This is a genomic window from Paraglaciecola marina, from assembly GCF_004360155.1.
GTDB lineage: Bacteria > Pseudomonadota > Gammaproteobacteria > Enterobacterales > Alteromonadaceae > Paraglaciecola > Paraglaciecola marina.
Genome location: NZ_SAIS01000033.1, coordinates 1 through 13,136 on the forward strand (window position 1 = coordinate 1; position 13,136 = coordinate 13,136).

Below are 13,136 nucleotides of genomic sequence, written 5' to 3' on the forward strand. Positions count from 1 at the left end.
ACGAGGGATGGCAAAGGCCAGAGCCTTACTCAAAAGCGCCTGAAGCCTCTAAGCACTAGACACAACACTCAGCATAAGCTGGAGAGTTAAAACTCGCCTGAAATTTTAGTTTTCACACCCAATAACAAAGTAAACTCTTCAATATCGAAAAACCAACCTTTAAAACATCAAAACACCCACCAAAAACCCGAAAACAATCAGGAAAAAGACTTAATGAAAAACGCTGTCTTTTACTTTTTTAATAATGACTGTCTTTGTTATCTTTTGTTATCTTGGTTATACAGTTCCTAAACAACATTTTTTGTATTTTTTACCTGATCCACAGATACAAGGTGAATTTCTCCCTACATCCGGAGACATATTGATGTAAGGACGAGTACTCTCTGCACTAAGGTACTTGCTATTGAATCTTTTTGTGTAATTAAGAACATTGTTTTCTTTCATAATTCGTTTAGCTTCCTTTCTTTCTTCGGTAGACAATGATTTATCATAATGAACAGAGTAAATGTCTTCCGACCTAGTTTCAGACTTTTGAGTTTCTGTAGCTAGTACTATTACATGAATCGCTTCTGGGTTTTGATACTTAGCAACTAAAGAATATGCTTTAATAGCATCTTGCCTAGATAGTCTATAATCACTATTTGTCTGCTTATCATTTCGAGGAAAGAATAGAAACACATACAAGCGATCTTTGTACTGAGGTGAAAAGGTGAGCCTTGCACTTCTAGTATTTTGAGGAACAGTTTGAAGTTTGTCTTCAAATGCTTCACACAAGCATCCTCTCGATTTTCTATTTTCAGCAGCTAAATAATTAACTGCTTTTTCATGAATATTAAACGGTACTTCACTACCCCAACCAACTTGTGCGCTCAAAATATGTTTAGAAAAAAGGGTAATTAGCTCATCCCAATAGAAGCTCTTATCTCTAAAAGATTTTAAGCCTTTAGCCAAGTCTGATGATGTATATTCTTCCCATGCACCTTCGGCAATCATTATAGAATGATCTCGCTGATTACCTATAAGCCTTGGTATTGTTCCTAGTTTTGTTTTTTCAGGATTTAGTAAATAATGAGCTAGTAAATCCTCCTCTCCAGCAGTTTGCTGAAGAAAACCATCCCGTATTGCTAGCTCTTTTTCTTTCAGGTAAGTCGTAAAGTCACTTATCGTATCTAGCTCGTTGAGAAGCAAGTCTAATGAAACTTCATCCAGTACGTGAACAAAACTTTTCGAAGGATTAAGATCACCAATAATAAATGGGTTATCCAAACTTTCGTTTTTTGAAAATGGATATACTTGCATTAGTGTACCAGTGCTACCCTTGCCAAGTGTCGAGAAATAGCCCTCAGCAGGCGCATTGCTATTTTTTGTAACAGCGATTAAGTACACTTCAAGTTCTTTCATTAGGATAGTAATAGGAAATGCCACTTGATTTTTTTTATCTAAAAACAGTCTATCTGAATACCTTTGTATCCACGACTCTGCCCCATATAGCTGTGCCGCAGATTTAATTACTGACTTTTTAAACCATCGTTTCCAAGCGACATTTACATCTATTTCGACATTAAAATTAATATCTTTATCCGAGAAAATAATAACCTTATTATCAAAGACTACTAGAAGATCACAAAGCTCTTTACCCTCATTGTTTTTGCTGTAACCTTCATCTGTATAAACATTTGGGTAACTCCATAAGCTCAGAAATGTGTGCTCAGCTAACTTAGCAAGATATCTTTCACTCGCTGTAATTCCACCTTCTTTTATTATTGGCTTTAACATTTCAATAATCCCCCGAGTTTATAGACATTTGAACTGTATAACGCCGGATACTTATCGAGACACCCATTGTAACAAAACAATAAAATATACTTTAAATCAATATGTTACAGAAAATAGCATCGTGAAAAATAGTGATAAGAGCTTACGTAGACCCCCAAAAAAAGAGCTTACTTAAATACTTTCCCAGCTACAACCTTGAAGCTGGTCTGTGGTTTAGCTAATTTTAAAAATGGGTGTCTCTGTAAGAACTTCTACAGAAAATAGCATCGTGAAAAATAGTGATAAGAGCTTACGTAGACCCCCAAAAAAAGAGCTTACTTAAATACTTTCCCAGCTACAACCTTGAAGCTGGTCTGTGGTTTAGCTAATTTTAAAAATGGGTGTCTCTGTAAGAACTTCTACAGAAAATAGCATCGTGAAAAATAGTGATAAGAGCTTACGTAGACCCCCAAAAAAAGAGCTTACTTAAATACTTTCCCAGCTACAACCTTGAAGCTGGTCTGTGGTTTAGCTAATTTTAAAAATGGGTGTCTCTGTAAGAACTTCTACAGAAAATAGCATCGTGAAAAATAGTGATAAGAGCTTACGTAGACCCCCAAAAAAAGAGCTTACTTAAATACTTTCCCAGCTACAACCTTGAAGCTGGTCTGTGGTTTAGCTAATTTTAAAAATGGGTGTCTCTGTAAGAACTTCTACAGAAAATAGCATCGTGAAAAATAGTGATAAGAGCTTACGTAGACCCCCAAAAAAAGAGCTTACTTAAATACTTTCCCAGCTACAACCTTGAAGCTGGTCTGTGGTTTAGCTAATTTTAAAAATGGGTGTCTCTGTAAGAACTTCTACAGAAAATAGCATCGTGAAAAATAGTGATAAGAGCTTACGTAGACCCCCAAAAAAAGAGCTTACTTAAATACTTTCCCAGCTACAACCTTGAAGCTGGTCTGTGGTTTAGCTAATTTTAAAAATGGGTGTCTCTGTAAGAACTTCTGTAAGAACTTATGTGGGATATACATCATTGCTTAACTCGCCTTCGATTTCTTGCACTGCCTCTAATTTACCGCCGCTACCATGATATGTTTCAGCGTGTAGATTGAATATTTGGTTGCAGGTCGAACATGAGAAATAGTTATTTACGAAATCACTCCAACTTTTGCCTGAAGCAATACGCTTAAAAGGATCACCGTAAGAACCCGCTCCAAGATATTTCAGAGTTCCATCTTCGATTTTAAGCCTAGCCAGTAAGATCGCTTCAGTAAGATCTCGAGGAACTTTGATAATCTTTTTTATACTCTGGCACTTATCGCAACTCATATTCTTCCATGACCACATAACGAGGGTGTAGAAAAAACCTCACCTTAAAATTTGTTATAAAAATTGACCTAATTTGACCACAAAAACGCGTCGCTACGTGAAATCTGTATAGGTTTAACCATTAAACATCAGAAATATTTGACGTAGCGCATTGCCATTTTCTATCTCTGACCTTTTTCTACAGCCTCAACGCTTTGCTAAGCGGCAAAAAATTGTTGGCTAAAATTAGCGAGGAACGAGCAAAAGCCAACAGTTTTTTGTCCGTTTGAGCAACTTGTTATAACTAAACTACACCTAACCTATCAGGTTTTATAGTAAATGAACCCTGAGATTCGAATAGCTTATTTGCTAATTCCTCTGAGCTATTCTCTTTTGCGTAATCCAATTCTTGAGCTGTAATACCTGTAATTTGCAGTATATCGACTTTTCCAGATATTAAGTCGAATGATTCAGGGAATTGATTTGGCTTTACAACCATTAAGCTTGAAATATTCGGCTCAATTTTCATTGGAATGCGGTCTCCATAGTCAACTAGAGGTTTATCACCATAATGACCAACGGACACAAGAAGATTGAAAGCTACTAAACTACGTAACGCATTCATAGCCCAATCACTTTCCTCATTTGTTTCGAGGATAAACTCTGTTCCGAAACCTGAATATTCTTGCGGGTCATCTGACTCCCATGTATTAGACATGCCAGAGGTGACATAAACCCAAGTTTTTCTGTCACTCGTTGGAGCACATTTGAAAACACCAAAATGTAACCATCTAGGATCAATGCTGTCGATGCCAAATTGATTTTTGAATAGAGAGGCATCTAACGGGTAAATACCTTCACCAGTACCGCCAAATAATTCTGGATATACTTGTTCTTCTCTTTGTTCCCACGAATCTTCCAGCAGACTCATAATTTTCCTTTAGTTATAACGCTTATTATCGAGCATGTTGTATATGTAACTTCTCGATTTGATTTTTATTTTCGTCAATTTAAACACTTACCTTTTGATTTTATTAATTATTTTTAACCTTCATGCTATCAAAACCACAAAGAGTTGCAAAAGCAAAAGGAGACTCGACTTTAACGTGACTTTTCCGCTTCCTATTAAAAACCATGAGCAAAATATTTTCCATAGTTAAATTAATAACTTAGTGATTTTTTGAAAAACAAAGTGAGACTTAGAAAATTTACATAATAGGAAGCAATAAGGACAATATTTTACTATTTCCATTATACCTGTATATATTGACAGCCCTTCAATTAGCTAAAATACATCGATGGTAAAATTATTTAATAAACAGCTGGATGTCTGCTTACTTAAAATCATCAGTCATTTCAGCCACTTTGTTAATGGTCGGCTTTTCGCTCAAAACAGTCTGTCATACCCTTAAGGTGTGAAGCTTTACGTTTGGGGTTATCTAATCTTTCGATGAGCTTTAATGTGAACTGCTTTCATCCAATTTAGAAGACACTTAGCTTACATTTGAATACAGCTTTCTATATTCATCTTGGTATAAATGACTAAAAGATTAGCCACATAAATTAATGTCATTGAAAACTATAGGCTCAGCATTTTACAACTGTATAAACTACTGTATATAATGTTTTTGTTATTGGTTAGTTGAGCCCCCAATGTTTAGAAAAAATAAGGCGTTACCTGAGAAATATTACCTCGATCATTTCAATGAAATTATTCACTTTCTCACCCAAGAGTGTTTACATCTGTTAGATGAAGGTAATCAAAATTTTTTAAAGTCTTATCAAGCGTTACCCCATGGGGCTCAGTGTATGTTTGTCAGAGTCATCAACCGGCAAAGTCGCTTTATAAAACTAGATAAAATGATTTATCAAGAAATTGAAGATTGTCCACTTCAATTGCAAACGTTAGCTGACAAAGGTTTTTTAGGTAAGTTAAACCCAGGTGACATTAAAGATTGGTTACAGGAATTAACCAAAGAACAACTGATTGAGCTGCTATGTTGTCATCATTCTGAAGTCGTGAAAAAAAGTGTCAGTAAACAAAATGTACTAGAGCAAGTAAACGAGCTTTGCTCGATTAACCAGTGCCTCAAATCAAAACTTGCTAGTCAATTTTTAGTAAAAAATTTCGATGACTGTTTGGCCTATCTACTTTTTTTATTCTTTGGCGATAGCACTAGTGGTTTAAATAAGTTTTCTATGCGTGACTTGGGCGTTTTAAGAACGCGAACTAAAGATACAAAAGCTTGTGCGAGATTTCATAGCATAGAGCAGGCCAAGAGTGTTTTTTACTACAGCGCCAAATTAGAAAAATTAAAACGAAATGAATTAGATATAGAAGAATATGCGCTACACAGCCAAGGAGTGGCCGCACACCCAGTTGTAGCAGATAATTGCCCGCAGTCTGCAAAGCTTAGGGATGACTATTTCTATATATTAGGCAAACAGTTGTTGAACATAGACCACTCTTTAGCATTGGAATATCTGAGCGCTTCCTGTTACCACAAGGCCCAAGAGAAATGGTTAAGAGAGCTTTATAAAACTGGCGAGAAAGAAAAGGTAAAGGAACACCTAGAACGTCTTATTGATCACTCCTTAGATGATGCATTATTGCTGTTTGCAGAAGATTTTTATTTACGCAAATATCATCAATCAAAGATAAGCAAGCTCACCCAAAAGTTACGAGAAGACAGTATTAATCTGGTTATCGATGAGTTGTACAAAGACAAAGTAGAAATGGGCGTGAAGCAATATTATCAGCGCCAAGGAGCCATTGTTTTTAGAACCGAAAATCGTTTATTCAATGCATTATTTGGCCTGACATTTTGGCAGGAATTATTTAACTTTCAAGCCGGTTCAATTGCAACAGAGTTTGATCGGAGACCAAAAGTGGTAAAAGAAAACTCAATTTATCAGGAGTTAAGCGAAGCCATTGAACAGCGTCTATTGATATTTTCGACACCGCAAAATGCCATAGTTTATCTGACGAAAATGGCGACTAAATATTATGGTCAACCCAATGGAATGTTCCGTTGGAACTCAAAAATAATGGAGATCATTTCTATATTTTTGAATGCTGCTCCTTTAGAAGGGGTTGTAGAGCATTTACGGGCCATGGCAAAAAATTATCAGGGGTTAAAGGATGGTTATCCAGACTTGATGATTATAGAACAGGGAAAATTACGGTTTGAAGAGGTCAAAGCCCCCGGAGACGCGATACGGCCTAACCAGTTTGTGAGTCTGAATGCCCTGCAAGCCGCAGGATTTGACGTTGGGATCTGCCGTGTCACTTGGAGTGTCGACCCGATGCAACCCTATGTTGTGGTGGATATAGAAACAACAGGCGGCAAACATCCCCAGCACCGCATTACTGAAATTGGTGCCGTAAAAGTAGTGAACGGCGAAGTGGTCGATACATGGACAAGCTTGGTTAATCCTGAACGCCATATTTCAAAATTTATTACCAAGTTAACAGGGATCAATAACACTATGGTTAAGGGCGCTCCTCTTTTTTGCGAGGTCGCTGATACGTTTATTGATTTTGTTCAAGGATGCATTTTTGTGGCCCATAACGTCAATTTTGATTATGGGTTTATCAAACAAGAATATCAGCGAATAGATCGAAAGTTCAGCATGCCAAAATTATGTACAGTGAGGGAGTCTAGAAAATACCTTCCTGGACTAAAATCTTATTCTCTTGCAAACCTTTGTCAGCATTTTGAAATACCTCTTGTCAATCATCATAGAGCCTTGTGCGATGCACAAGCTACAGCACAAATATTGAATTTGGTGAATGAGTGTAAATATGGTCATCTAAAATCGTGAATTAAAACTTATTTGAACTTCTCAACCACCATAAATATTAAACCTGTCGGGAAAATTAAGTTTTATTTATCCTATTGACGTTTTTATAACGTTAATAAAACCTATTTGTGGTTTTTATTAAGCCGAGTCTTAGGTAATTAAATAGTAATGGGGTCGATATCAGTAGGAGAGGTTGAGCGTTTGATGGACCTGTTGTTTGAGTGAGCGGCAACCAAAGTCACCAAGACAGATCAATAATCTATCTTGGTGGGTGTATCGCTTATTTGCGTTTTACTCGATACTATTTGCTGCTATGTATTTATCGACTTGTTTAGTCAATATGGGCAAGGGCAGGGCACCGGTGCCTATTACTACGTCATGAAAATCTTTGATATCGAACTTGTCGCCTAAAGCCGCTTTGGCTTTTTCTCTTAGAGCTAATATTGTAATCATGCCTAATTTGTAGCCTAGTGCTTGCCCTGGGAGCACAAAATAACGCTCAACCTCTGTGACAATATCTCCTTCACTGATTGGTGTATTCTCCATAAAGTATTGAATGGCCTGTTCTCGGGTCCATTTTTTTGAATGAATACCTGTATCAGTCACTAAACGTACAGAACGCCAAATCTCATCTTGTAAGCGACCAAAGTTATACATTGGGTCTTTGTAAAATCCCATCTCTCTGGCTAGCTGCTCTGCATATAAAGCCCAGCCTTCGGTATAGGCTCCGTAACCGCTAAACTTACGGAACTTAGGTAAATCTTCAAGCTCTTGCGCTAAGGCTATTTGAAAGTGATGTCCAGGCACACCTTCGTGATAGGTAATGGCAGAAAATACGTATTTTTGCAGGTTTTTCATATCTTTGAGGTTGGCGTAGTATCTGCCAGGGCGAGATCCATCTAAAGACGGCCGGTTATAAAAGGCGATACTGGTACTGTTTTCTCGCCAAGGCTCTACTCTTCTCACTTCTAAATCAGCTTTCGGTAATTTATTGAAGTATTGATCGGCTATGGCAAAAATATCTGCGGTACTTTGGCGAGCTTCAGCTAAAAAGGCTTCTCGGCCCGCATCACTGTCTTCATAAAAGTTATTAGGGTCGTTACGTACAAAGGCAAAAAACTCTTGCAGACTCCCTTCAAAATGAACTTCTTTCATGATTTCACGCATTTCTTTATGAATACGCGCCACATCATCTAAACCAATTTGGTGGATTTCGTCAGCAGTCAAATCTAGGGTGGTGTGGTACTTGATGCGGTTACCATAAAACTCTTCTCCGTTAGGTAACGCCCACACGCCATTATTACCTTTTGCCATAGCTTGGATTTGTACTATTTGATCCAATAATGTCTCAACACCCGTTTGAAATGGCCCTGCTATTGCCTGTTCGGCTTCTAGTTTAAGGGTAGCTTTTTCTACTTGGCTAATTTCAAGAGCATTTAGTTTGTCACTAAAATCTAAATACAGAATATGGCTTTTAGGATCTGAGGTTTTTAAGTTTCCGATGTCTTTTATCATATCGGGGAATGAAAACTCAGGGGTAATCACAGCAAACTCTGCACGATCATTTAATTGTTTCGCAAACTCTACAAACACCTTATCGATGCCATTAAGTCGCTGAATGTATGCCTCTGCATCACTAACATTATCAATTTTGTGATTGTTTTGAATAAAAGCTATTTTATTGGTTACTTGGCCATTAAATTGGTCAACGACATAGTGATGTCGATACCAAGCAGCGTTTTCAATGGAACGCTCAGCGTTAAATACAAACAGGTCATAACTTAATTTGTTGGTATCGTTAAGACTTTGATAATCGAAGTTATCTTTCAATCGTGCTAATTGATTTTTGCGCTCCTGAATAAAGGTATTTAGGTAATACTCATCTGAGCTGTCATCCCACTTACCATAGTCTTCAGTTTTTATACCAAGGCTAGTTTGATACTCAGGGCTACTTGCTACGTTTTCATTAAAGATATCTTCAAAAAATAGTGCAATTTTTTCATCTTCAGAAAGCTGCACGGCTTTTTCAGTTACTTCACTTTTCACGGTGTTTTTTTGTTCTTTTTCTACTGGGGTACAAGCAGATATGATTAAACAAAAGGCGAGTGTTCTTATATTTTTGTGTGGTTTTAGTAGCATGATTATCCTTCCCTTTTTTATTTAAAATAAAGGCCTAATCATCTAATAGCAAGGGTTTGCTTTGGTAACCTGATGAGTCGTCTTAATGTTGAGGTGACTTGCTTTGTTAGTGCTATTTTTCACCATCAATGGATAAGGGATAGAGTGTAGATTCTGGTTTCGCGTAACTTAATCGAGAAAGCCTTTGGGTGCTGTGATAGCAGTCTAAACCAGATAGTGACACTGTATTTAAAGATTCGATATCTATGTAGCCATCGTCTTTTATAGCGTGTTCTTGGCACAATATATCTGTGATTTCACCAATAACGAACAAGGTGTTATTGGCCTTTATTGGCATTATATCTTGTAGTGTTAACAAATACTTGAGCTGGCTTTCTTTTACAAAGGGGACTTTCACCCCTTCAATAAACTCTCGTGTTAATCCTGTTTTTTGAAATTCACATTCTTCTTTAAGGTAACGAGCTGAGGTCTGGTGGGCTGCTTGCCAAATGTCTTGGTTTACTTGATTGATGGTATATTGTTCGGTTATTTGAATGTTCTCTAGTGTGTGCCTTTCAACACTGTCGGGGCGCATGATAAACCCAACCAAAGCGGGCGATGCACCAAGGTGAACCACAGAGCTAAATATCGCTAAATTAGTTTGTTGCTGTTTATCAATTGTGCCGATTAAATTCGCGCTTTTAAAGCCTGATAAACTGTTAATCAGCTGGACTCTGTATCTAGCCGGGTAGGCGTTTAAAGTGTGGTTATTGATATGTTGCATATTGCCTACTTAAGGTTGAAACGTTACAAATAGATTATTACGTTTTTGAGTGAAAACAAGATCAAAAATTCGCTATAAAGTCTGTGATAACGCTCTTTATATAGCTAATACGCTTGGTTTCAAAAGAGTAGCGATTGTGGCATAGGTAAAGGGGCTCACTTACCGAGTGCTCAAGCTTATGTACTTTAATATTAGCTTGGTTAGTAAAGGCATGGGTGGCGTGAATGGGTAAAACCGTAAAGCCTAAACCTCGGCTAACGGGTTCTAAAATCAAACTCACTTGGTTTGAAAATCCACTATGGCGAAATTGTTCTATATGTTCGAACTCCGCAAAGTTTTTACTCAATAATAGTTGTGCATGGTGCGCCCCATCTGGGTGGTTAATAAATCCCAGTTTACTTAGTTCTTGCCAATTAACGGCTTTAATTTCGCTAGAAGTGATTAATACCAGTGGCTCTAAGGCAATTTTTTCGGAAATGATATCTTGATGTTTACTGCGCTCAGTAATTAAACCAATATCGATTTTTCTGGCGGTTATTCGTGCTTCAATATCTGAATTTGGTGCAAAGCTATAATCAATAAAAAGCTCAGGGTGTTGTTGCTGAATACTCAATAGGTGAGGGTAAAGCTTAAGGCCAACACTACCCGGAGAAGATATTTTTACAGGCCCTGAATAGGGTTCATCTTTTTTAATAGATGACTCTAACTCTGTCATAGAGTTAAGTAGTATTTTACCTTCGTGATGTAGTTTAATCCCCGCCTCAGTTAGCGTAAAAGACTTTCCAGAGCGGATCAAAAGCGCCGTATCTAATTGCTGTTCAAGCTTTTTTATATGCTGACTTACTCCAGACTGAGTCATATACAAAGACTCACTCGTTTGGGTGAAGTGCCTAACGTCTACTAACTTACAGAATGTCTTTAACCAGGATGTGTTAATCATTACAAAATATTCTCATAATTATAAAAATTAATAATTTTTCATAATTTAACATGGTGCTTATACTTTGCACATTAAAATAAACGAGGAAACAAAAGATGAGCAAAGCATATCCCAGAACCTTTTCACATATTGGTATTTCGGTACCTGACGTAGAAAAAGCAGTGAAGTTTTACACCGAAGTCTTAGGTTGGTATGAAATCATGAAGCCAACCGAAATTATCGAAGACGATAGCCCAATTGGCGAAATGTGTACTGACGTATTTGGTGCAAAATGGGAAAAATTCAAAATAGCCCATTTATCTACTGGGGATCGTATTGGTGTTGAAATTTTCGAATTTAAAAACCAAGAAGATCCTAAAGATAACTTTGAATATTGGAAGACTGGCGTATTTCACTTTTGTGTTCAAGATCCAAACCTTGAAGAATTGGCTGACGCCATTGTTGCAGCCAGTGGCAAAAAGCGTATGGAAAAACCACGTTACTATTACCCAGGTGAAAAACCATACCGTATGATTTATATGGAAGACCCGTTCGGAAACATTCTAGAAATATACAGCCATAGTTACGAGTTAACCTATGGTGCTGGTGCATACTAGTCATTAGCTTAGTTATTGTGTAGGGCGATAATAAGGTAATTGTGTTTTCAGAAGCAAAGACCCAACTTTTTACCTTGGGTCTTTTTTTAACGATAGCTATTAATCAAATAAGGCTTTAGTCACTGCCAAAAAGAAGCTCCCATATACTTGGGCTACGTTTTTTATGGTACTGCTTTTTTAAAGCATCCACCTTTTCTAACTGCTGTTTTGCGGTTGTCATATCACCTTCAGTTAGGCTGGCATTAACTAAATCTAACTGCGCTTGTACTTCAGTTAAGCCCTGTTGCAATATCGATTGTCTTTTGGGTTCAAACCGCACTAATTGCACCGAAGCCACAAGTTGCTTTAATTTGGTAACTTTGCTCTGCATAGCACTTGGCTCAGTAGCAACCATAGCTTGTTTATAGGCCAAGGCCATTGATTTCATAGTCGCTTCAACATCTGTACTAGCGGTTACTTTTGCCACAGAGTCTTGGGCAAATACCTGACTGCCAAGCAACAGGCTTCCATAAAGAGCAACTAAAATTAGACTTAGACTTTTTACTGACAACATTTTGGGACTCATTCATAAAAGAAGGCGAGGAGTTTAGCATAGATGTATTTCTGCGCTACGCATAAGCTTACGCAGACTTCTAAGCTAATGCACTTAAAGGCGCTTAAATACAAGAGATAACCAGATTCAGTACAAACTGAATGCTACCCCAAGGGTGAAATTTGAGTATTCAGCTTAATTTACTAAAAACCTAATCAACATGACTTAACACCACCTTTCACAAGTCAAAGTCACACCAAAACTCTGAAAATAATCAGGTAACCAACTCAATAAACTGCGCTAAATTTGACTTTTTTAAAAATGGCTGTCTTTTAAAGTTGCCGGAAAAAAGCTAAATCACTACAACGAAGGCGCAAATATTTCTATATATCTGTTTACCTTAAAAGGAAAGAAGTGCTGGATATGGGATGCCAATTAAAACTCATAGTTTTAAAACCGGTGCCTCCTTAAGCTTTTCATTTGCTGTTTTCTTTTTTAGACAAGAAAATTTGTTTCGATTGGTACATTTCAAATAGCTGTTTTTTCAATTCTGGATTTTGCTCAACCAGTTTTTCTATATAAGCAAGCGAAGCTGCTTTTTCTTGTTTTACCATTAATTCTACATCTGCGTCTGAAGGCAATACTCCACTTGTTTGCATTGCTATTTTCGTTAACTCCGCTTTTTTCGCTAGAAAATATTGAGGATAACAAGCTCTTTGAGTTATACGGCTCCCTTGGCGAACGGCTTCTTTTTTACACTTTACTTTATATTGAGGGTTTTCTAGCAAATTGTTGAGGCTGTCATAAAATTTAAGTTCAGTTTTGACCATTTGCTGTCGGTAATAATACAAAGGTTTGCTGCCAATTACTTCTATTTGTTCTGTATCCTCTTGTTGAACCTGACTAGGACTCTGTTCTTTTGAGAAACTACTGTTATTGATTAACATTAAGCTAAGTACTATGGATACTTTTACCCTTGCAACTTTCAAATTCATCAGTGAATTCCTTTAAATGGCCTACCTAGTTAATCTGTACTTAGTATTTCTGCTATCAGACATATTCTGGATATCTAGAATACAATATTTACGTTTGGTCTGTTACTTGAATATTTAATAAATTATACATCTTCAAAACATAAATCAGCTGTTTTTAGAAATGCTTTAAATGGGTATCTCGCTAGGATTCTCGAACAGAAATTTCAACAAGACATCACAATAAAATAACCAGTTATTCTTTAGGGTGGTGACTGGTTGTTTATTTTATCTGAATAATAGACCCAACTTTCTATAGTTGGGC

General features: G+C 37.1%; 10 protein-coding genes. 2 read left to right on the top strand and 8 right to left on the bottom strand.

Translation table 11 applies throughout. From position 1 onward, the window contains the following. Positions 1-276: 276 nt before the first annotated feature. The 3 genes from EOK74_RS21140 to EOK74_RS19415 all read right to left on the bottom strand — a co-directional run bounded on the left by EOK74_RS21140 (position 277) and on the right by EOK74_RS19415 (position 3,997). Positions 277-1,776: an SEC-C metal-binding domain-containing protein gene (locus EOK74_RS21140; protein WP_133471776.1), complete on the bottom strand. Its 1,500-nt coding sequence runs from the start codon at positions 1,774-1,776 to the stop codon at positions 277-279. Between the two features lie 996 nt (positions 1,777-2,772). Beyond that, on the bottom strand, positions 2,773-3,087 hold the full coding sequence (locus tag EOK74_RS19410) for a hypothetical protein (protein WP_133471777.1): 315 nt from the start codon (positions 3,085-3,087) through the stop codon (positions 2,773-2,775). Between the two features lie 283 nt (positions 3,088-3,370). Then, positions 3,371-3,997, bottom strand: coding sequence for a suppressor of fused domain protein (locus EOK74_RS19415; protein WP_133471778.1), 627 nt, complete (start codon positions 3,995-3,997; stop codon positions 3,371-3,373). A 722-nt stretch (positions 3,998-4,719) separates the two neighbouring features. On the opposite strand from EOK74_RS19415, the gene EOK74_RS19420 reads away from it, so the two are divergent. Continuing rightward, on the top strand, positions 4,720-6,891 hold the full coding sequence (locus EOK74_RS19420; RefSeq protein ID WP_133471779.1) for an exonuclease domain-containing protein: 2,172 nt from the start codon (positions 4,720-4,722) through the stop codon (positions 6,889-6,891). Positions 6,892-7,161: 270 nt separating this feature from the next. Here the strand turns inward: EOK74_RS19420 and EOK74_RS19425 are convergent, their stop codons facing one another. The 3 genes from EOK74_RS19425 to EOK74_RS19435 form a co-directional block, all read right to left on the bottom strand. Then, complete coding sequence (locus EOK74_RS19425) at positions 7,162-9,009, bottom strand: DUF885 domain-containing protein (protein ID WP_133471780.1); 1,848 nt, start codon at positions 9,007-9,009, stop codon at positions 7,162-7,164. Positions 9,010-9,121: 112 nt separating this feature from the next. Continuing rightward, positions 9,122-9,772 carry a flavin reductase family protein gene (locus EOK74_RS19430; RefSeq protein WP_133471781.1) on the bottom strand — a complete coding sequence of 217 codons (651 nt, stop codon included), beginning with the start codon at positions 9,770-9,772 and terminating at the stop codon, positions 9,122-9,124. Positions 9,773-9,833: 61 nt separating this feature from the next. Continuing rightward, entirely contained in the window at positions 9,834-10,712 is an 879-nt protein-coding gene (locus tag EOK74_RS19435) for a LysR family transcriptional regulator (protein ID WP_133471782.1), read from the bottom strand. A gap of 95 nt (positions 10,713-10,807) precedes the next feature. Between EOK74_RS19435 and EOK74_RS19440 the strand changes: the two genes are divergently transcribed. Next, positions 10,808-11,308, top strand: coding sequence for a lactoylglutathione lyase family protein (locus EOK74_RS19440; RefSeq protein ID WP_133471783.1), 501 nt, complete (start codon positions 10,808-10,810; stop codon positions 11,306-11,308). Between the two features lie 115 nt (positions 11,309-11,423). On the opposite strand, the gene EOK74_RS19445 is transcribed toward EOK74_RS19440, so the two are convergent. Both EOK74_RS19445 and EOK74_RS19450 read right to left on the bottom strand, forming a co-directional pair. Then, a complete protein-coding gene (locus EOK74_RS19445) occupies positions 11,424-11,861 on the bottom strand; it encodes a cytochrome b562 (protein ID WP_133471784.1) in 438 nt (145 codons plus the stop codon). Between the two features lie 455 nt (positions 11,862-12,316). Further along, positions 12,317-12,835 (bottom strand): hypothetical protein, encoded by a 519-nt coding sequence (locus tag EOK74_RS19450; protein ID WP_133471785.1) that lies wholly within the window; start codon positions 12,833-12,835, stop codon positions 12,317-12,319. Positions 12,836-13,136 lie beyond the last annotated feature (301 nt).

Coding starts and splice junctions, on each gene's coding strand:
- EOK74_RS19415 (WP_133471778.1), bottom strand. CDS start 3,997: ATGAGTCTGCTGGAAGATTCGTGGGAACAAAGAGAAGAACAAGTATAT.
- EOK74_RS19420 (WP_133471779.1), top strand. CDS start 4,720: ATGTTTAGAAAAAATAAGGCGTTACCTGAGAAATATTACCTCGATCAT.
- EOK74_RS19410 (WP_133471777.1), bottom strand. CDS start 3,087: ATGAGTTGCGATAAGTGCCAGAGTATAAAAAAGATTATCAAAGTTCCT.
- EOK74_RS19430 (WP_133471781.1), bottom strand. CDS start 9,772: ATGCAACATATCAATAACCACACTTTAAACGCCTACCCGGCTAGATAC.
- EOK74_RS19425 (WP_133471780.1), bottom strand. CDS start 9,009: ATGCTACTAAAACCACACAAAAATATAAGAACACTCGCCTTTTGTTTA.
- EOK74_RS19445 (WP_133471784.1), bottom strand. CDS start 11,861: ATGTTGTCAGTAAAAAGTCTAAGTCTAATTTTAGTTGCTCTTTATGGA.
- EOK74_RS19435 (WP_133471782.1), bottom strand. CDS start 10,712: ATGATTAACACATCCTGGTTAAAGACATTCTGTAAGTTAGTAGACGTT.
- EOK74_RS19440 (WP_133471783.1), top strand. CDS start 10,808: ATGAGCAAAGCATATCCCAGAACCTTTTCACATATTGGTATTTCGGTA.
- EOK74_RS21140 (WP_133471776.1), bottom strand. CDS start 1,776: ATGTTAAAGCCAATAATAAAAGAAGGTGGAATTACAGCGAGTGAAAGA.
- EOK74_RS19450 (WP_133471785.1), bottom strand. CDS start 12,835: ATGAATTTGAAAGTTGCAAGGGTAAAAGTATCCATAGTACTTAGCTTA.